This window comes from Thermaerobacter nagasakiensis (assembly GCF_055396825.1).
In genome coordinates this window covers 1,013,609-1,034,912 of sequence record NZ_AP043740.1, presented here as the reverse complement: position 1 = coordinate 1,034,912, position 21,304 = coordinate 1,013,609, and the positions used below count along the sequence as shown (strand labels likewise).

Here is a 21,304-nt window from a genome sequence, read left to right as displayed (position 1 = left end):
ACGGATCTCCCGAATCCATCCCCGAATCTCGCGAGGATCATGCCGGTGCGGGAGGAGACGCGACACGGGAAGGGATGCCCAAGCTCCTCCCCGCGGCCACGCCCGCCGCAACGGTTACGGCCTCCATGGCCGCGGCCTCCCTTGAGGCAGCCCTCCAGCCCCTGGGCGAGTACACGCGCACATTGAAGCGTGTCTTGCCCCGCCACATCTTCCAGCCCGAGCCGTGGCGCATCCTCTGGTTGCTCCCGCTAGTGGCCGTTGCCGTGGCGGGCATCGTCACGGTCGCCCGGTTCGACCTGCACTGGGGCATTGATCTCGCCCTGGCGGTGGTCATCGGCCAGGCCTTCGCCAGCCTAGGCCTGTTCGGCCACGAGGTGCTGCACGGCAGCGTGGTGCGCACGCCCTGGCTGCGCAACCTGGCCGGCCAGATCTGCCTCTGGCCCTTCGCCATCGGCCCGCGGCTCTGGCGGCGCTGGCACAACGTCGAGCATCACGGCCATACCCAGGAGCACGGCGAGGACCCCGACGCCATGCACACCCTGGAGGAGTTCCACGCCCGCCCGGCCCTGCAGTACGTCTACCGCATCGCGCCGCCGGTGCGGGCGGTGCTGACGCTGGTCTCCCTCAGCGTGTGGTTCTCGCTCCACTCCGTCCAGATGCTGCGGCGCTTCCTGCCCGAGATGCCGGCCCGCGAGCGGCCGGTGGTGGTGGCCCAGTTCCTCCTGCCGGTGGCGAGCTGGGTGGCCCTCGGCGCCTGGATCGGGTTCGGTGACTGGGTGTTCGCCTACCTCGTGCCGCTGCTGGTCGCCAACTTCACCGTCATGAGCTACATCGTGACCAATCACCTGCTGAGCCCGCTGACGCCGGTCAACGATCCCCTGGCCAACAGCCTTTCGGTCACGGTCCCAAGGTGGGTCGACGTCCTGCACTTCAACTTCTCGCACCACACGGAGCACCACGTGTTCCCCGCCCTCAGCAGCAAGTACGCGCCGCTGGTCAAGCGGTGGTGCAAGACCCTGTGGCCGGATCGCTACCACGAGATGCCGCACTGGCGCGCCCTGTGGCTGGTGTGCACGACGCCCCGGGTCTACGAGCGGCCGACGGCCCTGATCGACCCGGTGCGGCAGCAGGTATACCCGGTGCTCGGCCACGGGCTCGAGCGGTTGGCCGGGGCCGGAACAGGGAACCGCGCGCACTCCGTGCCCGCCCCACTGCCCGTGTCCGCCGGCTTGACGGATGGCACGCAGCTCTCTCCGCCCGCCGCCCCTGCGTCCGACACCGCTCCTCCGCAATCACCGGGGCCGTCCGCGGAACGGCCTGCGACGCGCACCGCAGATCCCCGCAACCGCCGTCGTGGCGGCGTGGCGCCCAGGACAACCACGCCGTGACCGTTACGGCCGCGGAGGGCGGGCGAAGGCTATGTGAAGATTTGGACGGCATTCCTCCATGCCGGCGACCGGCATGGCAAGGCGAGGCGGGCCCGGGTTCCCGCGCACCGGTCCGCCGGCCGTGCGCGAGGCGTCGGCCCAGCGACGCGGAACCCGCCCGGGGTCAATCGGGCAGCCGCAGGAGCCGCCGGGCTAGCTTCCGGGAATCGGTGAGCTCGCCCGGCAGGCGCAGGTAAAGGGCGACGTCCAGCACGACGAGAGCCAGCGCGAGGGCGAGGTAGCCCCACCCGACGCGGTCGCGGACCAGGAGGGGCTTGAGCAGGACGAAGGCGATGGCCAGCTGCAGCCTCACGACGAGGCCCAAGGCCGCCCACTGGACGAGGGCGAGCATCACCGTAAGCGGCATCAAGAGCCGTTGTCTCAAGGTCGTCCCAGGCACCTCCCGGGCCGCGCCTGCGACGGGTTGCGGCCCGCTTCCGTTGGTAGCAGGCGCTGAGGGTGGTGGCAGGGGAGGAACCGGCAACTGCTTGGCGACCACGGTGCGCACCGGGCCGGCTACGCACACCCAGCGCACCGCACCCCGGGCGCAGGAGGCCCTGGGACGCCATGGGCCACAGAAGGTGCGGGGCAGGAGGAAGATCCCCCGCCCGGCTGCCCGGCGCGGGACGCCCCCAGGCAGGCAACGTTCCGCACCTTCACCCCCTGCGGACCGCACCTTCACGCCCCTGGGGAACCCGCACCCGGTTCCTGGCGGGCGAGGCGGCTGGCGACTCCCCCTGCCGGCGCCTGCAGCCGCTCCGTGGCCTCCCGCAAGGCCGCAGCGGCCTCGTCCACCATGCGCCGCAGCAGCTCGGCCACCGTGGGGATGTCGCGGATCAGGCCCACCCCCTGGCCCGCCCAGACGAACCCCTCGTCCAGCTTGCCCTCCAGGGCCGCCCTGGTGTTGGCCTTGCCGGAGATCAGGGGCAAGAGCTCGTCGAGGCCGGCCCCGCGGGCCTCGGCTTCGAGAATGCGCTCCGGCCAGGGACCCCGCAGCACCCGGCCCGGACGGCCCAGGCTCCGCTCGATGACCACCGTGTCGGTCTCCCGCGCATCCACCAGCGCCTGCTTGTAGGCGGGATGGGCCGGGCACTCCACCGTGGCCACGAAGCGGGTTCCCATCTCGATGCCGTCGGCCCCCAGCACCAGGGCCGCCGCCAGCCCCCGGCCGTCGACGATCCCGCCGCTGGCCAGCACGGGGATCTGGACGCTCTCCACCACCCGCCGCACCAGCACCAGGGTGCCGATGTCGTCCCGGCCGATGTGGCCGCCCCCCTCGACCCCCACGGCGATCACGGCGTCGGCGCCAAGAGCCTCGGCCTTCTGGGCCTGCCGGACACCGGCCACCAGCACCATCTTGAGCACGGGGTGGCCCTCGAAGGCCTTGAACAGGGGTTCGGGGTTGCCGCCCGTCACGCTGATGACGGGAACCTGTTCCTCAATGGTGACCCGGACGAACTCCGACAGATCCCGGTGTCCGATGGCGAAGTTGACGCCAAAGGGCCGGTCGGTCCGCTCCCGGACGCGCCGGATCTCCTGGCGCAACACCTCGGGCGATTCCATGGTGGCGGCGGTAAGCTGGCCCAGGCCCCCTGCTGCGGAGACGGCGGCGCAGAGCTCGCTGCGGGCCAGATAGGCCAGTCCTCCCTGGACGATGGGCAACTCCACTCCAAAACGCTCGGTAAAGCGCGTCCGCAACGCTTTCACCCCTCCGGGCTGCCGATCCAGGGCCGGTGCGGGACCGGAGATCGGGTATCATGGCAATGGTTTCGTGGGCTGGCCCGGGACTCCTTGCCGTGCCGGCATCGGCCCGCAGGGCTCGCAGCGGGCTCCCGTCGATCCTTGCCCGGCAGTTGTTGGGGGCGGGTTATCCGTAAAGGGCCGCCGGTGGTCGTCGCGCGGCGGTTGCTGGCGGCGGGTTTTCCGCGAACGGTACGCCGCCGGTCGTTGACCGGCAGCCCTGGGCGGCGGGTTGCTCCCCGCCGGCTCAGCCCGAGCCAGGGAAGGAGGACTCCAAGGTGCAGGGCAACCCCGCATTGATCCGGCTGCTGCTGGACGAGATCCGGCGCCACGGGGCGATTCCCTTCGCCCGCTACATGGACCTGGCCCTGCACCACCCCGAGCACGGCTACTATGCCCAGGACCGCCCGCTGATCGGGCGGGAAGGGGACTTCCTCACCGCCCCCTCCTTCCACCCGGCCTTCGGCCGCACCATCTGGCGCCAGGTCCGGGAGATGCTCCACATCCTTGGCTTTTCGCCCAGGCGGGGCCTGCCGGCCCGCCCCGCCCGCATCCTGGAGATCGGCGCCGGAGGCGGCCATCTGGCCCGGGACCTGTTGTTGGCGGCCCGGTCCGACGGCTACGGCCCCGGCCACCTGGAGTACGTGATCGTCGACGAGAGCCGCCAGTTGCAGGAGCGGCAGCGGGATTTCATCACCGCGGCCTGGCCCGAGGCTCCAGTGCGCTGGGTCCCCCGGGTCGAACAGGCCGGCCCGGTCCACGTGGTGCTGATGAACGAGCTGATGAGCGCCTTTCCCGTCCACCGCCTGGTGCGCAGGCCGGCGGGGCAGGTTGGGCATGTTGTCCCCACAGCCCCAGCCCCGCCGCCCGGAGAGATCGGGGTCCAGTCCGGCTGCCAAGACGCGGCGGGCGCCACCGGCGGCGGCAACGGCGGCAGAGCCGTGCCGGCTGCAACTGGCGGCAGCAACGACGACGGATTCGTGTCAACCGCCACCGGCGGCGGCAACCGCGGCGGGACCGTACCGGGCACCACCCGCGGCCAAGCCGTTTCGGCCGCCTCCAACGGCCACAACGGCGGCGGTCGCGGCAACCCGCCATTTGTGTCCGGCTCCGGTGGCGACCAGGGGGCGGCCCCGTGGCGACCCGCGCGCCGTGGTGGTCACCAGCATCCTTTCGAGTGGCGAGAACTCTACGTCACGGTGCAGGACGGCCGGTTCGTCCAGGTGGAAGGACCAGTCAGCGAGCCGCGGGCCGTGACCATTCTGCGGGAAGAGGGGATCGACCCGCAGCCGGGCCAGATCGTCGACGTCAACGTGGGAGCGGGGGACATGCTGCGGGCCATTGCGGGCGTCCTGGCCCGGCGGGCTTTCGTCATCACCATCGACTACGGTGGCCCAGCGGAGGTGGTCTACAGCCCCCAGCGCCCCCGGGGCACCGTCCGCGGCTACTACCGCCAGCGACTGCTGGACGACCCTTTCGCCCGGCCTGGCGAGCAGGACATCACCGCCGACCTGGACTTCACTTACCTGCAGCGGCTGGGCCGGCGGCTGGGGCTGCGGGATCTGGGGCTGCTGCCCCAGGGGGCCTTCCTCCTGAACCTTGGCATCGAGGAAGAAGAGGCCCTGCCCCTGGCGCGGCGGGCCTGGCAGGGGGATCTGGAGGCTGACCAGGCGCTGCAGCGGGTCTACGCCCTGTACGCCCCGGAAGGGCTCGGCGAGTCCTTCTGGGTGCTGGTCCAGGCCCGGGGCTTCCGCTGGCGGGCGCCCCGCCTGCAGGGGGTGCGGGTGCCGTGGCCGGAGCCGAAACCGTTGGCGGAACTGCTGGCTCTGGCCCGGGATCAGCAATAGGCAAGGCCGCTCGCCCTTGTATTTAAGCTTCGTCTGCTTCGCCTGCCTCTTTATTTTTGGGCAGGCGACGTGTCCAGACCAAAATACCAGCACCAATGATGGTAAATAGGCCACCAACCGCTGCCGCATCGGTGTCACCGTAAAGCAGACCATGGGCAAACAGAAGGAGGGACGCTGCAAAACCGAGCAGAGCGGCAAGAAAGTACCTCTTTGAAACCACCAACGAAATGCCAATTGCGTATAGGACATGCGGATTTGCCGCATTGAACACACCATCGACAAGTTCACGAATGCTCATGCTCTCAGCCTCGTTAAACGCTCGCCTTCGATGCCCGGACCCAATTAGGTCGGCTCATCGTTGCGTCCTTTCGGTCGGTTGCGTCCTTTCGGTCGATGCTTTCGGTCCATGGGTCTTTACCCATGCGCCCGTTCCAGCTCCCGCCGCAGCCCCTCCCAGTCCACAAGGGGCAGGGAACAGGTAAAGTTGCGGCAGACATAGGCCACGGGGCGCCCGCCCACCGGATCACGGCCTTGCCACACCGCCCGGCGCTCGGTGCCGGCACCGGGCGGCCGGATCGTCAAGAGGAGCCCCGGCAGGTAGAACCCGGCCAGCCGCCGGCGCCACTCCGCCATCACGGGGGCGTCAGGATCACCCACCAGGGTCACCTCCGTATACCCCTCCAGCCGGTCGGCCTCGACCCACACCGTCCGGGCCATGGCCAGCGGCTGCTCCGCCGCCAGGGCCCTCACCCGGTCGAGAAACCGGCCGGCCACGCGGTGGTAGCGCTCGTCGCCGGTGATCACCGCCAGCCGCGCCAGGACCCCGGCCGCTGCTGCCGGCGCAGCCGGCACCGCCTGGTCGAACAGCTCCACGGGCCGGGCCAGGGGGGTCTCGGCCTCCAGAGGCGCGTCGTAGAAGAGGCCACTTTCCTCATCCCAGAAGGTCTCGATCATGACCCCCGCCAGCCGGTCCGCCTCGTCCAGCCAGCGGGGGTCGCCGCCGGCGGCGTGCAACGCCAGAAGCCCTTCGATGAGGAAGGCGTAATCCTGCAGGAACCCGGGCACCTCCAGGGCCCGGCCCCGGTAGGCGTGGAGCAGCCGCCCGTCGGGCCGGCGCAGGGCCCCCAGGACGAACTCGGCCGCCCGGCGGGCCGCCTCCGCGTAGCCGGGTTCGTCCAGCACCGGTGCGGCCTGGGCGAAGGCGGCGATCATCAGGCCGTTCCATCCGGCCAGGATCTTGTCGTCCCGGGCCGGCGGGGTGCGGCGGCGCCGGGCTTCCAGCAGCCGCCGGCGGATGGACTCCAGCCGGCGGTCCAGCTCGGCAGGATCCAGGCCCAGGCTGCGAGCCAGGGCCGGGCGATCCTCGTCGGCCACCGCCCGGTAGAGCACCGTGGTGCCGTCCTCGAAGTTGCCCTCCTCGGTCACGCCGAACCAGCGGGCCGCCAGGGCGACGTCGACCGAGGCGGCAGCGGCGGGCTCCGCCTCGGCGGGTTCCACCGGTCCCGTGGGGCTGTTCGCGAGCCCCGTGGCGGCGAGGGGGTTCCTCGCAGGCTCCCCTCCGGCGGGCCCCCTACGGGTGCCGGGCGCGGCCGGACCCTCCAGGGCCTCCCGGAGCTGGGCGGGCGTCCAGACGTAGTAGGCTCCCTCGCGGCCGTCGCTGTCGGCATCCAGGGTGCTGATGAACCCGCCCTCGGGGGCGGTCATCTCCTCGCGGACGAAATCAAGGGTGCGACGCGCCACCCCGGCGTAGAAGGGATCCCCCGTGATCCGGTAGGCGTCGAGGTACAGGGGTACCAGCTGGGCCTGGTCGTAGAGCATCTTCTCGAAGTGGGGGATCAGCCACGCCCGGTCCGTGGCGTAGCGGTGGAACCCGCCCGCCAGGTGGTCGAACAGGCCCCCCAGGGCCATGGCTTGCAGGGTGTGCAGGGCCATGTCGAGGTAGCGCCGGGCGCCCGGGCCGGGCCCCTGGCCTCCCCCGGCCGGGTCCCGAGCCATCGGGGCGGCCGCCGGGCTCGCGCCGGAGCCAGCCTCTCGGCCCGCCCCGGCTGCACCCGCCTCGGCCGCCGGCGCCCGGCTGTCCCCGGTTCCCTCCTCAGTATGCCGTCCGGTCCCCGTCCCGGATCCGCCGGGTTGGTTCAAGCCGCTCCCGGCGCCGGCCCGCAGCAGCACCGCCACCGCCGTGGCATGGGGGAACTTGGGGGCCCGGCCGAAGCCACCGTACTGCGGGTCGTAGCTGCGGGCGATGCGGGCAGCGGCCTGCTCCAGCCAACGCCGTGCCGCCTCCCGGCCTGCAGTACCCTCAGGCGCCAGACCCAAGGCCACGCCGCCCGCCCCGGGCGCCCGAGTCCCGGCCCCGCCGCGCCCAGGGGCCACGCCCGCCTCCCAGGCCTCTTCCCCTTGCCCGGAGGCCTCGCCGGGCCCCGGGGCCGGAACCCCGCCGGCCTCCCCGGCGTCACCGGCGTCACCGGCGGCAGCCCCCTCCGGTCCCGGACCCCCGGGACGGCGGGCCGGCTCGGCCGTCCCCCGGTCCAGCAGGCCGGCACCGCTCACCGAACGGCGCAGCACCTCCGCCACCTGGCCGGCCACCCGCTCCACTTCGTCCCGGCGGTGGCGGTAAGCGTCCAGCACCGCCTCCAGCACCTTTGGGAACCCCGGCAGGCCGTGGCGGTCTTCCGGCGGGAAGTAGGTGCCGGCGAAGAAGGGCTTGAGGTCCGGCGTCAGGAACACCGTCAGCGGCCAGCCGCCCCCGGAACCCAGGATCTGCGCCGCCGTCTGGTAGACCTGGTCAAGGTCCGGCCGCTCCTCCCGGTCGACCTTCACGTTGACGAACCCGGCGTTCATCCGGGCCGCGATGGCCGGGTCTTCGAAGCATTCCCGCTCCATCACGTGGCACCAGTGGCAGGCCGCGTAGCCGATGCTGAGCAGGATGGGCCGGTCTTCCCGGCGCGCCCGCTCCAGCGCCTCCGTCCCCCAGGGGTACCAGTCGACGGGGTTGTAGGCGTGCTGCTGCAGGTAGGGTGAAGCCTGGTGGATCAGCCGATTGGGCCGGCGGCCGCTGCTCGCCATAAGGGGTGCCTCCCTTCGCCGGGTACCTCCCGGACGGCCGGTACCGGGGCGGGCCGTCACCGCCGTGGAGGTGGGCCGTCACGACCATACCGGTACCGTCATGCCGGCGCCTTGGTGCCGGCTACCGTCATACCGGGTGCCTGGGTGCCGGCGCCTTCATGCCCAGCCTTCATGCGATCCCTTCGGGCCGGTCCCTCAGCCCTTCACGCCGGGGCCTGAAACCCGCTGGCCTGCAACCCGCTGCTTTCATCCCGCAACCGATCCTGCCGCGACCGCCGCGACCTTCGTATTCCAATCCTAACATGCCGGCGGATGGGAGTCCCGGCACATGCCGGCGGATGGGGGGCCCGGAGGGCGGGGCGGCCACGCGGAACCTGCTCCTTTCCCTCACCTTCCCTGTACCGCCTCCCCCGGGTCACGGTCCTGGCACGGGCCTTGGCTTCCATGCCTCCTTGCGCTCGGCCCGCCGCCCCGGTGGCGCACCCGATCTCCACCGGATGATCCCCCGATTCCCCTCCGGATACAGATGGGGCAGACCCCGGCGATATACTGGGACCGGAACCGGGTGCGGGGGACCGGCCGAGGGTACGGGAACCCGTGCCGGACCACGGGGACCGGAGCCGGGACACGGGTGCCGCCACCCGCATGGCGCCCCGGCCGCGCCGGTACCGGCGGACCGGCCGCAGGTCCGGCGGGGACGAACCGGCCGCCCGGGCAGCTCCCGCGCCTGCACGCCGGGCGGCAAAGGGGGACCACCATGGACAGCCGCCGCCGTATCGCGCTCGTCGCCGGGTTGTTGCTCGTTGTGGCGGGTCTGGCCGCCGGCATCGCCGTCCTGGACAGGGACGAACCGGCCGCGCCGGGGCCGGGCGGAAGCCCGCCCAGTGGGCAGGCACCGCCGCCCGGCGCCCCGGGCGCGGGCGCTCCGGGCGCCGGCACCCCGGGAGCCGGGCAGAACCCGCCGGGTTCGTCGGGACAGGTGCCGGCTCCCGCCGAAGGGCCGGTGGTGGCCCCAGGGACCCGGGCACCCGACTTCACCCTGCGGGATCTGGAGGGCCGGCCGGTCAGCCTGTCGAATTTTCGTGGAAAGGTGGTCTTTCTCAATTTCTGGGCCAGCTGGTGCTACCCGTGCCGGCAGGAGATGCCGGAAATCCGCAAGCTGGTCGACCGGATGCCCGACGACGTGGTAGTGCTGGGTGTCACCACCAGTGACCCGGCCAGCCCGGAGGAGATCAAGGCCTACGTGGAAGAGAACGGGTACGACTGGGTCTTCGTCTACGACGAGGGCAGCCGGGTGGGGCGGCAATACCGCATCGTCTACCTGCCAACCAGCTACTTCATCGACCCGGATGGGGTGGTGCGGGCGCGGCACATCGGGCCCATGACGGCCGAGCAGATGGAACGGTACATCCAGCAGGCCCGGCCGGGCGGCGATTCGTAGGCCCGCGGCCAAGACTGGGAACCCGCCCCAGGGCTCGCCCCAGAGCCTGGCCCCGGCCCACCGGCCTGCCCGGCGGCCGGCACGGCGGCCCTGGCGGGAACGGTTGGGCCGGCCTGCCCGGCGGCCGTGCGGATGCCGGCCCATGCGTTCACAGTATCCGGTGTGGGGACCCGCCCGTGGGCCGGCAGGCCGGATCACGAGGGTACCCGTGCAGGCGCCCGGGCAGGCTCCTGGTGCACAGGGGGAGAGGAGGAGGGGGGCCCATGGTCAACGGAGGCAGTGAATCCCGGAGCTGGGCGGTAGCCTGCCACCTGGCGGCCCTGGCCGGCATCTGGATTCCCCTAGGCAACCTGCTGGGCCCGCTGGTGGTCTGGCTGGTCAAGCGGAACGACGACCCCTTTGTCGACCAGCAGGGCAAGGAAGCCGTCAACTTTCAGCTCAGCGTCACCCTGTACTTCATCGCCCTGATTGCCCTGGGCATTCTAGCCCTGGTGCCTATGGGCATGGCCGACATGCTGGTGGGCCCCATGGGCGGCCCGGGCCCGCGGGCCCTCACCTTCCTCTTCTTCGTGCTGCTGGCTTTGCTGGCGGCGGCCGTGTCCCTGGGGTGGCTCGTGCTGGTGATCGTGGCCGCCGTCCGGGCCAGCAAGGGCGAGGCCTATCGCTATCCGCTGACCTTGCGGCTGGTAAGATAAGGGCCCGCCTCCGCCAGAGCCCGGGCGGGCTGGCCGGGGTCGGGCGCGGGAGGCATGTACCGCTCCAGCGCTTGCCGCCAGGATGCAGGAAGGGGTTCGGGACGACCCTCGCGCCCCACGTGGACGGCCACCACCCGGCCGCGCACCAGCTCCTCCCGGCCAGGCAGCCGCACCACCCGGTGGCCGAAGGTGATGCTGGTCCGGCCGAGGGCTTCGATCCAGGTCTCGACCTCCAGCCGGTCGTCGAACCGGGCGGAGGCCCGGTAGTCGCACTCGGCGTGGACCACCATCAGGGCGTGGACGCCGCCGCCGGGCTCCACCGCCGCTTCCTGCCCGCCTTCCGGCTCGCCGGCGCTCCCCGCTCCCTGGGCCGTCGCTCCCTGCAGCCCGGCCCCCTGCGCCTCCCGCAGCAGGTCGACCCGCCCGACCTCGAAGTAGACGAAGTAGTTCCCGTAATAGACCACCCCCTGCGCGTCCGTCTCCGCGAAGCGGACCCGCAGGGGGGAACGCACCACGCGCCCGGTCTCCCCGGACGCAGGCCGGTCCAAAGGCCGATCGCCCAAGTCGATCCCTCGCCTCCGCCTCCATCCCGCGCTGGCGCCGCACCACCTGGCCCGGTCCCCGCGCCGCGCCCCGCTGCCGGGTACTACGCCCAGGGGCGCCGTCAGAACCCCAGCAGCATCCGCGCCCGCTCCGACATCATCTCGGGCCGCCAGGGCGGGCTCCAGACCAGCCGGACCCGGGCTTCCTTCACGCCCTCCAGCCGCTCGATGGCCTGCTTGGCCTGGCTGACGATCTGGTCGCCCAGGGGGCAGCCGATGGCCGTCAGGGTCATGTCGACCTCGACCACGCCCTCGTCGTCCACCTCGCACCGGTAGACCAGGCCCAGGTCGACCACGTTGAGCCCGATCTCCGGATCGATGACGTCGGTCAGGGCCTCGCGGACCTGTTCTTCCGTCACCTTCGCCATGGGATCACCTCCCGCTGCCGGGGGCCGAACCGGCTCCAGCGGAGGCAACCGGCCCAACCCCAGGCTCAACCTTAAGGATACCGCATCGCCTCACGGGCGGTCCCGTTCGTGTATCCTAGGGGAAGGTTGTAGGGGAAGTTTGCGGCATCCACCCTAGATTCCCGTACCGGCCGGCGCTCCGCGGCGCGCGGCCGCAGGAGGCGATGCACGTGCCTGCACCGACCGTTCCGGCAGAGACGCTGGCGTCGCTGGAAGAACGGGCACGCCAGCTCCGCCGCCACGTCATCCGTATGATCGCCCGGGCCGGCTCGGGTCACCCGGGCGGGTCCCTGTCCGCTGCGGAGATCGTCACCGCGCTGTACTTCCATGTGATGCGCCATGACCCGGCCCGCCCCAGCTGGGAGGACCGGGACCGGTTCGTCCTGAGCAAGGGGCACGGCGTGCCCATCGTGTACGCCGCCCTGGCGGAGGCGGGCTATTTCCCCGAGGCCTGGCTGGAGCGGCTGCGCCAGCTGGACAGCCCGCTGCAGGGGCACCCTTCCCGGCGGGACTGCCCGGGCATTGAGGCCTCCACCGGTTCCCTGGGCCAGGGCCTTTCCATCGCCGCGGGCATGGCCCTGGCGGGCAAGCTGGACGGCAAGGACTACCGGGTGTTCGTGCTGCTGGGCGACGGGGAGATCCAGGAGGGCCAGGTCTGGGAGGCGGCGATGTTCGCCGGTCACCACCGCCTGGACAACCTGATCGCGATCCTGGACTACAACCGCTACCAGCTGGACGACGCGGTGGACGCCATCGTGCGCCTGGAGCCGCTGGCCGACAAGTGGCGCGCCTTCGGCTGGGACGTGGAGGAGATCGACGGCCACGACCTCGGCCAGGTGGTGCCGGCGCTGGAGCGAGCCCGGGCCGGCACCGGGCGCCCGGTGATGATCATCGCCCACACCGTCAAGGGTAAGGGCGTGTCCTTCATGGAGAACAACAACGAGTTCCACGGCCGGGCGCCGACCCCTGAGGAGACCGAAAAGGCCCTGGCCGAGCTGGGGGACGAACCGGCCGCGGCCCGCTGACCGGCTGCAGTCCGCTGATGAGTGCGAGGAGGATCCTGCCATGTTCGGCCTTCCCACAGGCAAGCCAACCCGCCAGGCCTTCGGCGAAGCGCTGGTGGAGCTGGGCCGCCAGCATCCCGAGCTGGTGGTGCTGGACGGCGACCTGTCCAAGTCGACCTACACCCGCTACTTCGCCCAGGAGTTTCCCGAGCGGTTCTTCAACGCCGGCATCGCCGAGGCCAACATGGTCGGCCTGGCGGCGGGGCTGGCGTCGTGCGGAAAGATTCCCGTCTGCGCCAGCTTTGCGGCCTTTCTAATGTGCAAGGCCTTCGACCAGATGCGCATCGGCGTGAACTACGCGGGCCTCAACGTGAAGTTCGTCGGCAGCCACGGCGGCATCAGCATCGGCGAAGACGGCGTGTCCCAGATGGCCGTGGAGGATGTGGCCCTGGCCCAGGCGTTGCCCGGCTTCGTGGTGCTGGTTCCCGCGGACGAACACGCCACCCGTCGGGCGGTGGAAGCGGCCGTGGCGCACCCGGGCCCGGTGTACATCCGGGTGGGCCGGCCCAAGGCTCCCCTGGTCTACGACACCCGTCCCTGCGACTTCGCCATCGGCCGGGCCATCCTGGTGCGGGACGGCGGCGACCTGACCATCGCCGCCAACGGGCTGATGGTGGCGGCGGCCCTGGCCGCGGCCGAGCAGCTGGCCGCGGAGGGCATCGAAGCCCGGGTGCTGGACTTTGCCTGTGTCAAGCCGCTGGACCGGGACGCCGTGCGGGCGGCGGCGGAAGAAACAGGCGCCCTGGTGGTGGCGGAAGAGCACCTCAAAGCCGGCGGCCTGGGCAGCGCCATCGCCATGGCCCTGGCGGAGACGGTGCCGGTGCCGGCGGAGTTCGTCGCCCTGCAGGACACCTATGCCGAATCGGGCGCCCCGGAGGAGCTCATGCGCAAGTACGGGCTGACCCCGGAGGCCATCGCCGCCGCGGCCCGCCGGGTGCTGGAGCGCAAGCGGGCGGGGGTGGCGGGTGCGGCCCGCCGCTGAAGAGGGAACATCGCCCGCCGGGGTCGTCCCTGGGTGCACGGGGCCGGGACCGGCCGAAGGGCCTTGCCGCCTGCCGGTGCCCACCGGGACCCGGTCCCCTCCGCCGCGCCGGCCCCCTACTCCCCAACCCCCTACTCCCCGGCCCCCGTTCCCTGGCCCGCTTCCCGGCCCGACTCCCCGGCGGCAGCTCCCAGCACCTCGGCCGCCAGGGAGCCGTCCCCTTCCAGCGTCAGGGTGGCCCCCCAGTAGTCCCGGCTGCCCCCGGGCACCGTCTGGTGGTTGAACACGAAGTAGTCCAGGTCGTGGATGATCCGGTGGGCCGTGCGGACCCGGCCGGGGTCCCGCCGGCGGTAGCCCTCCTCCAGCGCCAGAATGAAGGCCTTGAGGTCCTGGCCGGCGGTGGGCGGTTGCAACCGCGCTGCCACGTCCCGCAAGAACTGTAGGCTCGCGCTTTCCAGCACCTGCTGGACGTCGTTCCACGCGGGGCTGTGGGCGTCCCGCAGCGCCGCCAGGTGCCCCCAGCCGGCGATCTGGTTCATCCGCTCGTGGACCACGTGCACGTTGCCCTTCGCCCGCTCCAGTTCCTCGCCCGTCGACGCCGCCAGGTGGCGGCCGACCTGCTCCAGTTGCTGGGGATCGGGGGCTTCGGGTCGTCCCAGCCCCTCCAGGGTGGCCTGCCACCACTGGCTTCCTGCCGGCGTCAGGGACCAGGCCACCACACCCGCCGCCACCACCGCCACGGCCACGCCGGCCGCCAGCCGGCGCCACCCCTGCCGCACCTTTCCCCTCCTCCCGCATGGGACGCCGCCCCTGCCGGGAACCCCGGCAGGCATAAGTTACCAGTTCCATGGTACCCGGAAGGACGCGCCGGGGGAAGACCCGGCCACGCCCTACCCGGTTCGCCCTCACCGGGGCTGGGGCGGCCTCGGCGCCCCGGTGCGCAACCCCTTCGTCCGCCGCGGCGTGCAGCCCGCCCGGCCCCGGCTCAACGGGGCGGAGGGCCGGAAGGGTCCTGAGGCCGCGGCGCCTCCCGCAGCGCCCCGGTGATGACCCGCACGTTGTGGCGCATCATGTCCAGGTAGGTTTCGGCCCCGCTGCCCGGAGGGCCCACAGAGTCGGCGTAGAGCTGGCCGCCGATGGGCACGCCCGCCTGGGCGGCCAGTTCCTCCATGAGCTTGGGATTGATGGTCGACTCCACGAAGGCCGGCACGCCGTAACGCCGCAGGTGCCCCAGCAGGCGGGCCAGCTCGGCGGCCGCCGGTTCTTCCTCGGTGCTTATGCCCCACACGCTGTCCACGACCCGGACGCCGTAGCGGCGACCGAAGTAGCGGTAGGCGTCGTGGGTGGTCACCAGCAGGCGGCGATCCGGCGGGACGGCGGCCACCTGGCGGGCGATCCAGGCATCCAGCGCCCTCAGCTCTTCCTGGAGGGAGGCCGCTCGCTGCCGGTAGAACCCGGCCCCCGCCGGATCGGCAGCGCTCAGGGCCGCGCGAATGGCGTCCACGTAGCCCATGACCAGCACGGGATCCATCCAGAGGTGCGGATCGACCTTCGCCGGATCGCCCGGCCAGGGCAGCAGGACGGCGGGGGGAAGGGTTTCCGCCACCCGCACCACCAGAGGGCCGCCCGTCGGCGGGGCAGGGGCCACCGGGTCCGGGGATGCCGCCCGCGGGGCACCGGGCCAGGCCGACGCGGAGCCGGGCGCCGCCGGGTCCGGGGACCCCGCCTGCGGGGCACCGGGCCAGGGCGCCACCGGGTCCGGGGGTCCCTCTGGGTCCGGAAGCCGGGTCCCCGGTGCAGGCCCGTCAAGGCCGGGCGGGGCGGGCGGCAGGCCGGAGCCTGTAGCCGTCCCTGGCGCCGAGCCGGTGGCGGGAGCCTGGGGCATCCCCTCCAGCAGCCGCTCGGCCCACAGGTCGATCCCGTGGCCGTTGAGCAGCACCACCCGGGCCCGGGCCAGGGCCAGGGCGTCCCGCGGCACGGGCTCGTAGCTGTGGGGATCCTGGCCCGGGGCCAGCAGGCTATGGACCCGCACCCGCGGGCCGCCGATGCGGGCCGCCAGGTCGGCCAGGATGGTGGTGCTGGCCACCACCAGGGGCCGCGGGTCGCCGGGGCCCATCAGCTGGCGCCACCAGTACCGGCCGGCCGCCAGCACCGAGCCGGCGCTCAGGAGGAGCACCAGCACCACCACCAGGATCGCGGCCGGTAGGGGTTGGGAACGCCTCATGCCGGCTCCTCCTCACGCGGGCCGGGCTGCGTCAGGGTCCCGTCCGGTTCCAGGGGATGAACCCGCAGGGCTGCCGCGGCGGCGGCGTCCAGCCACTGCCCCTCGGGGCTGGAGGCCTCCCCCGGCGCTTCGCTCCGCCCCGCCCCCTGCTCCGCAGCCACCGGTGCGGGCGGCTCTGGCCGTGGGCCCCGGCGCCCGGCCGGTTCCTCCGCCGGTGGCCCCGGAACCCGAACCTGGGAGGCTTCTTCGCGGCGCACCCAGAGCCCGTCCCGGGCGCGGCCGAGCACCTCCAGGCGGGTGCCCGGCACCAGTCCCGCCCGGCGCAGCCGGCCGAGAAGGTCCGGGTCCTCGTCGTCGACCCGGGCGACCACCGCCCGGGTCCCCGCCGGCAGCTGGTCCAGGGCCACCGGCGGCGGGCCGGGCTCCGCCGGCACCTCGCCGGCGGGGGTGGGAATGGGTGCGCCGTGGGGGTCGCGGGCGGGATGGCCCAGGGCTTCGGCCATCTCTTCCGCCAGGTGGGGCGGGGTGGCGTGCTCGAGCTCGTGGGCCACCTGGTGAACGTCTTCCCAGGCCATGCCGGCCACGTCGGTCAGGTACCGCTCCCACAGCCGGTGGGTCCGGATCAGCCGGCGGGCTTCCCGCACCCCGGCTGCGGTGAGGCGCGCACCCAGGGCCGGTCCTTGCGCCCGGGGCCCACGGCGCTCCCGGAAGCCGGCCCCCGCAGGCTGCGGGCCGCCGCCTGCGCCGTCACCGGCCGGCTGCGGTGCCTGGGGTCCGGGGTCCCCGGCCTCGGGTTCCGGATCCCAGGCCGCCAGGCCCCGGGCCACCAGCCGGGCCAGGGCCGCCCGTACCTCCCGGCGGGTCAAGCCGGTCCAACCGGCCAGAACGTCCAGCGGCACGCCCCGCGGGGACGCGGCCGCGGCTGCAGCGGGTCCTGCCGCGGGTCCTGCCCCCCGGGCGACCGCCTCGCCGCCTTCCACCCCCAGCTCGTGCAGGGCCTTGAGAACGTCCTCGGCGGCCACCAGCCGGGCGGTCCGGCGCCGCTGCAGGAGCCGGGCCAGGAGCCCCTGCTCGGGAGCCAGCACCAGGGCCACCACGAAACCCGCCATGGCCACCAGCACCATGGCGGGTCCCGAGGCCACGTCCAGGTAGAAGGACAGGTAGAGGCCGGTCACCGCCGCCACCGTGCCCAGCACCACGGCCAGGCCGATCAGGGCCGGGAAGCGGCGCACCAGCAGGTAGGCGGTGGCCGGCGGGGTCACCAGCATGGCCAGGGCCAGCACCACCCCGACGGCCTGTAGCGCCGCCACCAGGGTCGCCGACACCAGCACCATCATCAGGTAGTGGAGGGCACGGACGGGCAGTCCCGCCACCTCCGCGGTGACGGGATCGAACGCCCACAACTGCAGCTCCTTGAAGAGGAGCGCCACCAGCCCGGCCGCCACCGCCGCCACCACGGCCATGAGCACCAGGTCGGCGCGGGAGACTCCCAGGACGTTGCCGAACAGAATGTGGAACACGTCCACGCTGCTGCGGGCGCGGCTGAGGATGGCCAGCCCCAGGGCGAAGGCGCCGAGGAAGAGCAGGCCCGTGGCGGCGTCGGACTTGAGGCGGGTGTTCCGCTCGAGAAAGCCGATGCCGGCCGCCGTGAGCAGGGCGCTGGCCAGGGCGCCGGTAAAGTAAGGCCAGCCCAGCAGGTAGGCGACGGCCACGCCCGGCAGCACGGCGTGGGAGATGGCATCGCCCAGCAGCGACCAGCGGCGCACCAGGAGGAAGCTGCCCGTCACCGCTCCGGCCACGGCCACCAGCACCCCCGCGGCCAGGGCCCGGACCATGAAGGGGTAGCGCAGCGGCTCAGCCAGTATGTCGAGCCAGCCCGGATCGCCCGTCATGCCCGCACCCCTCCCGGTACCGGCAGGACCACCCGGTCCAGGTAGGTCAGCCGGCCGCCGTAGGTCTCCCTCAGCCGCTCGGCCGTCATGACCTCCGCCGGCGGGCCGAAGGCGATGACCCGGCCGTTGATCAGTGCCACCAGGTCGTAGTGGCCGATCCCCGCAAGATCGTGGTCGACCACCAGGATGGTCTTGCCCGCGTCCCGCAGCCGGCCCAGAAGCCGCCGCACCACCTCCTGGGTGGCGGCATCCACACCGGCATAGGGTTCGTCCAGCAGGATCAGGTCGGCATCCTGGGCCAGGGCCCGGGCGATAAAGACCCGCTGCTGCTGGCCGCCCGAAAGGGCCGCCAGGGGGCGCCGGGCGTAGGCCGCCATGCCGACCTCCTCCAGGGCCTCCGCCACCCGGCGGCGGTCCTCCGGCCCCGGGCGCCGGAACCAGCCCAGGCGCGGCACGCGCCCCATCATCACCACGTCGGCCACGGTGGCCGGAAAATCCCAGTCGATCAGCTCCCGCTGGGGCACGTAGGCGATCCGGCGCCGCTGGCGCTCCACCGGCTGGCCGAAGACCCGCACCGTGCCGGCGGCGGGCCGCACCAGCCCCAAAATGGCCTTGAACAAGGTCGACTTGCCGGCCCCGTTCGGCCCCACCAAGGCGACCAGCAAGCCCGCCGGCACCGCCAGCCGCACGCCCCGCAGGACGGGCCGGTGATCGTACGCCACATAGAGGTTGCGCACGGCCACGGCGGCCTCGCTCTCACCAGCCATGTTCCGTCCCCCCTGGGGGGCCGGGCCGGTTCAGCCCGGCGCGATCCGGACGAACCGGCGCAGCCACACCCTGCTAGTTGTTAGCCAACAACATTTTTGCATAAATGCAAAACCAGGGTACAGAGCGGCGCCCCTTCCTCGGGCGGCAGTTCAGGCCCGGCGGCAGCTTCTCCACCGGGGAGGCGGAGTCCGGGCAGCGGTCCCCCTTGCAAGAGGTGGCCCGGCGGGACACAGCCCCGCGGCCTGGGCTACCATCGCCGTTCCTCGGGGCTCCATGGCCGGCGCCCGGCGCAAGGGGCTCCCTGCCCCGGGCCCGGCCTAACCCTCCGGGCGGCGGGCGCCCGGCCGGCCCGGGTGGGTGAGCCCGTTGCGGCCGGGTTCGCCCGCCGGCAAAGGCCGGGCCAGGCCGCGTACCGGGTGCGGGCCTTCCTCTTCGGGAGGCCGGGCGTTGGGCCGGGGCACCTCCACCACCGCGATCTCCATCCACCGCCCGTCCATCCAGGTGTTGGCGTAGATCAGGTCGGGCTGGCCGTCCGCCTCCAGCCGGGGGTAGAGGTGGAAGCGCAGCCCGGCTACGTCGGCTGCGTTGTAGAAGCCGGAATAGTACAGGATGTCCAGCACCTGCTCGGCCAGGGCCAGGGCCTCCCGCCGGTCGGGGCAGATCACGGTGCCGTCTTCGCGCAGGGTGGTTTCCATGAAGACCCGGGCCAGGTCGTCCAGGACCCGGGTGTCGTACGGGTGGTCTCGCCGCGGCCGGGAGTAGCCCTGGCGCAAGGGGCGCGGGCCAGCGGCTCGCCGATCGCCCTCCGGGGCCCCGGGCGAGCCGGACGGGCCGGCCGCTGCCGGCGTGCCGGGCGGTTCCGGCGCCCGGCCGGTACCGCCCGAGCGGGCCGGTGGCCGGGCCGGGGCAGGATGGCCAGGCCGGGCACCTCCGGGTCCGGCGCCGGGTCCGGAACCAGGTCCGGCGCTGCCGGGTCCGGTGCCGCCGGGAGCCGGGCCCTTCTCTTCCTGGGGATCGGACGGCCCGCCGGGGCCGGGCCGGTGATTGCGCTCCATGGCAGTCGCCTCGCTTGCTCTGACGGGCCGGCCACGATGGCGGGCTCGCCCGGCGATGGCCGGCTAGCGATTAATCATAGCACAGGAGCGCCCGGGCGGAGACAACGCCACCCCATCCGGCACCCGGGCGGCCGGCCCGGCCCGCCGGCCACGACCCGCCAGGACCCGCAGCCGGGTGCCCGTCGCCGCCCCTGCTGGCCGGCCGCTCAGGGATCACAGGGCGCCCCCGGGGAAGACGGCCCCTTCGGGCAGTTCCTCCGCCCGGCCGGCCCTGCCCGCGGCCGCCGGCAGTCCCTCCGGTGAGAGCCCGGAACCGGCCGGGGCCGCAGGGCCGGCCCGCTCCAGGGGCGCCGGATGCCGCACGGACAAGACCGGCCGCACGGGAAGAACCGGCCGGGCCAGAATCCGCTGCAGGTACAGCGCGCCCGCATCCATGCCCTGGGCCCCCAGCAGGAGCAGGAGATCGCCTTCCCCCAGCAAGGAGACCGCCGCCGCCACCGCATCCCCCAGCCGGGTGAAGGTGCCGACCTGGGGGGGCTTGAGCCCGCCCGTCTCGAGCCCGGCCAGGCACGCCTCCCACTCCGCGGGCCGCACCATATCCCGCGCCGTGGTATCCCCCGCGCTGGCGGTCACCAGCACCGCCGCCCCGAGGCGGCGGGCCTCGCAGGCCAGTTGGAGGCCGTTGGCATAGTTGATGGCCGCACCCCGCCCTCCCCGCACGGCATAGACCACCACCGCCCGCCGGTGGGGGATCCCGGCGGCCACGGCGAAGCAGGCCGCCAGGCTGTCGGGCCGCCCGGCGGTATCGTCGATGACGGTGAAGGGGCGGCGCATCAGCACCTGGGTGCGGCGCCGAGGTGCGGCAAAGCCCGGCAGGGCGCGGGCGACCGTGCCCGGATCCAGGCCCAGCCACAGGGCGGCTCCCACGGCCGCCACCACGTTGAGGGCATGGTGGGGGCCCATGAGCTGAGTCTCCAGCCAGACGCCCGGCCGGGCCGGCGCCGGCCCCTCGGGAGCCACCCGAGCGCCGGCAGCCGGGGGCGCCCCGGCAGCCGGCACGGCCCTGAAGTGCCCATTCCCTTCGGGACGATCCCGGCCCAGCCGCAGGGCGGGCCCCGGCGGCCAGGCCGGCGGCAGTTCCAGATGCAACCGGTTCGTCCAGAGATCGGGGCCCACCCGGGCGGAGAGCGCCGCGGTGGGGGCGGCCACCTGCTCGGCCGCCAGCCGCAGGTGGCAGGCGGGACCGCGCCCGAACAGGACCACCGGCGCCCGGGCATAAGGGCCGAGGCGCAGGGCGGCCTCGCCCTCGTGCATCAGCACGCCGCCGCCGGGCGGGATCATGGCGACGAAACGGCCCTTGGCGGCCGCGTAGTCCTCGTAGGTGGGGTGGTACTCCAGATGTTCCAGGGGAGCCAGGTTCGTCACCACGCCCAGGTCGAAGGCCACGTCATCCACCCGCCGCTGGTCGGCACCCTGGGACGAGACCTCCATCACCGCCACCCGGCAACCGGCATCGGCCATCACCCTGAGGTACCGGTGGAGGTCCAGCGGGTCGGGGGTGGTCAGGTTGCCCGGCCAGCGGTGCCCTCCGGCGCGCACCTCCAGCGACCCGATGAGGCCGGCCGGGATTCCTGTGGCGCTCAGCAGATGGTGGAGGAGAAGGGTGGTGGTCGTCTTGCCGGTGGTCCCGGTGACACCCACCACCACCAGCCGGCGGGACGGGTGACCGTAGCGGTTGGCCGCCAGGCGGGAGAGGGCCGAGCGGGCACAGGGAACCTGAAGCCAGCTGACCCCGGGAGGCAGCGGCTGCCCCGGGGGCTGCTGGGCCACCACCACCCGGGCCCCCCGGCGCAGCGCCTCGCCGGCGAAGGCGGCACCGTCGTGCCGGCGCCCGGGAATGGCCACGAACAGGTCGCCGGGTTCGACCCGGGCGGAGTGGGAGCGGATCTCGCCGACCCAAGGAGGCAGCGGCTCGCCGGACAGGGAAAACGACAGCCCCTGCAGCAGCGGAACGACATCCAGCGCCATGGTAATGGTTCAACCCCCCCGTTTGGGGTTCCCCGATAGGCGTATGTCGCATGCCCCGGGCAGGTG

The 21,304-nt window shown here is 73.2% G+C and carries 18 protein-coding genes; 6 read left to right on the top strand and 12 right to left on the bottom strand.

Features of this window, described 5'->3' with window-relative positions; all coding sequences use genetic code 11:
* Nucleotides 1–74 precede the first annotated feature (74 nt).
* Complete coding sequence (locus ACZ5T9_RS04470; protein ID WP_464834077.1) at nt 75–1,388, top strand: fatty acid desaturase family protein; 1,314 nt, start codon at nt 75–77, stop codon at nt 1,386–1,388.
* A 163-nt stretch (nt 1,389–1,551) separates the two neighbouring features.
* On the opposite strand, the gene ACZ5T9_RS04465 is transcribed toward ACZ5T9_RS04470, so the two are convergent.
* Both ACZ5T9_RS04465 and ACZ5T9_RS04460 read right to left on the bottom strand, forming a co-directional pair.
* Nucleotides 1,552–1,812, bottom strand: coding sequence for a hypothetical protein (locus tag ACZ5T9_RS04465; RefSeq protein ID WP_464834076.1), 261 nt, complete (start codon nt 1,810–1,812; stop codon nt 1,552–1,554).
* 293 nt (nt 1,813–2,105) lie between these two features.
* Nucleotides 2,106–3,134 (bottom strand): NAD(P)H-dependent flavin oxidoreductase, encoded by a 1,029-nt coding sequence (locus tag ACZ5T9_RS04460; RefSeq protein WP_464834074.1) that lies wholly within the window; start codon nt 3,132–3,134, stop codon nt 2,106–2,108.
* Between the two features lie 311 nt (nt 3,135–3,445).
* On the opposite strand from ACZ5T9_RS04460, the gene ACZ5T9_RS04455 reads away from it, so the two are divergent.
* On the top strand, nt 3,446–5,014 hold the full coding sequence (locus ACZ5T9_RS04455; protein WP_464834073.1) for a class I SAM-dependent methyltransferase: 1,569 nt from the start codon (nt 3,446–3,448) through the stop codon (nt 5,012–5,014).
* Between the two features lie 22 nt (nt 5,015–5,036).
* On the opposite strand, the gene ACZ5T9_RS04450 is transcribed toward ACZ5T9_RS04455, so the two are convergent.
* On the bottom strand, nt 5,037–5,312 hold the full coding sequence (locus ACZ5T9_RS04450; RefSeq protein WP_464834071.1) for a hypothetical protein: 276 nt from the start codon (nt 5,310–5,312) through the stop codon (nt 5,037–5,039).
* A 116-nt stretch (nt 5,313–5,428) separates the two neighbouring features.
* The gene (locus ACZ5T9_RS04445) at nt 5,429–8,080 is read right to left on the bottom strand and encodes a thioredoxin domain-containing protein (RefSeq protein WP_464834070.1); all 2,652 of its coding nucleotides are present in this window, start codon (nt 8,078–8,080) and stop codon (nt 5,429–5,431) included.
* 757 nt (nt 8,081–8,837) lie between these two features.
* On the opposite strand from ACZ5T9_RS04445, the gene ACZ5T9_RS04440 reads away from it, so the two are divergent.
* Entirely contained in the window at nt 8,838–9,521 is a 684-nt protein-coding gene (locus ACZ5T9_RS04440; RefSeq protein WP_464834068.1) for a TlpA family protein disulfide reductase, read from the top strand.
* 263 nt (nt 9,522–9,784) lie between these two features.
* Nucleotides 9,785–10,216 (top strand): DUF4870 domain-containing protein, encoded by a 432-nt coding sequence (locus tag ACZ5T9_RS04435; protein WP_464834066.1) that lies wholly within the window; start codon nt 9,785–9,787, stop codon nt 10,214–10,216.
* On the opposite strand, the gene ACZ5T9_RS04430 is transcribed toward ACZ5T9_RS04435, so the two are convergent.
* Nucleotides 10,186–10,731, bottom strand: a complete 546-nt coding sequence (locus tag ACZ5T9_RS04430; protein WP_464834065.1) for an acyl-CoA thioesterase — start codon at nt 10,729–10,731, stop codon at nt 10,186–10,188. The two genes, ACZ5T9_RS04435 and ACZ5T9_RS04430, sit on opposite strands and share 31 nt — an antisense overlap.
* 149 nt (nt 10,732–10,880) lie before the next feature.
* Nucleotides 10,881–11,186, bottom strand: coding sequence for a metal-sulfur cluster assembly factor (locus ACZ5T9_RS04425; RefSeq protein ID WP_460039987.1), 306 nt, complete (start codon nt 11,184–11,186; stop codon nt 10,881–10,883).
* 209 nt (nt 11,187–11,395) lie between these two features.
* Between ACZ5T9_RS04425 and ACZ5T9_RS04420 the strand changes: the two genes are divergently transcribed.
* Entirely contained in the window at nt 11,396–12,250 is an 855-nt protein-coding gene (locus ACZ5T9_RS04420; protein ID WP_464834064.1) for a transketolase, read from the top strand.
* 40 nt (nt 12,251–12,290) lie between these two features.
* Nucleotides 12,291–13,271 carry a transketolase family protein gene (locus ACZ5T9_RS04415; RefSeq protein WP_464834063.1) on the top strand — a complete coding sequence of 327 codons (981 nt, stop codon included), beginning with the start codon at nt 12,291–12,293 and terminating at the stop codon, nt 13,269–13,271.
* 131 nt (nt 13,272–13,402) lie between these two features.
* Here ACZ5T9_RS04415 and ACZ5T9_RS04410 read toward each other — a convergent pair whose 3' ends face one another.
* From ACZ5T9_RS04410 to ACZ5T9_RS04385, 6 genes are all read right to left on the bottom strand, one after another.
* A complete protein-coding gene (locus ACZ5T9_RS04410) occupies nt 13,403–14,050 on the bottom strand; it encodes a hypothetical protein (RefSeq protein WP_464834062.1) in 648 nt (215 codons plus the stop codon).
* A 206-nt stretch (nt 14,051–14,256) separates the two neighbouring features.
* Nucleotides 14,257–15,495: a metal ABC transporter solute-binding protein, Zn/Mn family gene (locus tag ACZ5T9_RS04405; RefSeq protein WP_464834060.1), complete on the bottom strand. Its 1,239-nt coding sequence runs from the start codon at nt 15,493–15,495 to the stop codon at nt 14,257–14,259.
* Nucleotides 15,492–17,387: a metal ABC transporter permease gene (locus ACZ5T9_RS04400; RefSeq protein ID WP_464834058.1), complete on the bottom strand. Its 1,896-nt coding sequence runs from the start codon at nt 17,385–17,387 to the stop codon at nt 15,492–15,494. The genes ACZ5T9_RS04405 and ACZ5T9_RS04400 overlap by 4 nt, the downstream gene beginning before the upstream one ends.
* Nucleotides 17,384–18,154: a metal ABC transporter ATP-binding protein gene (locus ACZ5T9_RS04395; RefSeq protein ID WP_464834057.1), complete on the bottom strand. Its 771-nt coding sequence runs from the start codon at nt 18,152–18,154 to the stop codon at nt 17,384–17,386. The genes ACZ5T9_RS04400 and ACZ5T9_RS04395 overlap by 4 nt, the downstream gene beginning before the upstream one ends.
* A gap of 318 nt (nt 18,155–18,472) precedes the next feature.
* Nucleotides 18,473–19,210 carry a hypothetical protein gene (locus tag ACZ5T9_RS04390; RefSeq protein ID WP_464834056.1) on the bottom strand — a complete coding sequence of 246 codons (738 nt, stop codon included), beginning with the start codon at nt 19,208–19,210 and terminating at the stop codon, nt 18,473–18,475.
* A 213-nt stretch (nt 19,211–19,423) separates the two neighbouring features.
* Entirely contained in the window at nt 19,424–21,238 is a 1,815-nt protein-coding gene (locus ACZ5T9_RS04385) for a Mur ligase family protein (protein ID WP_464834055.1), read from the bottom strand.
* Nucleotides 21,239–21,304 lie beyond the last annotated feature (66 nt).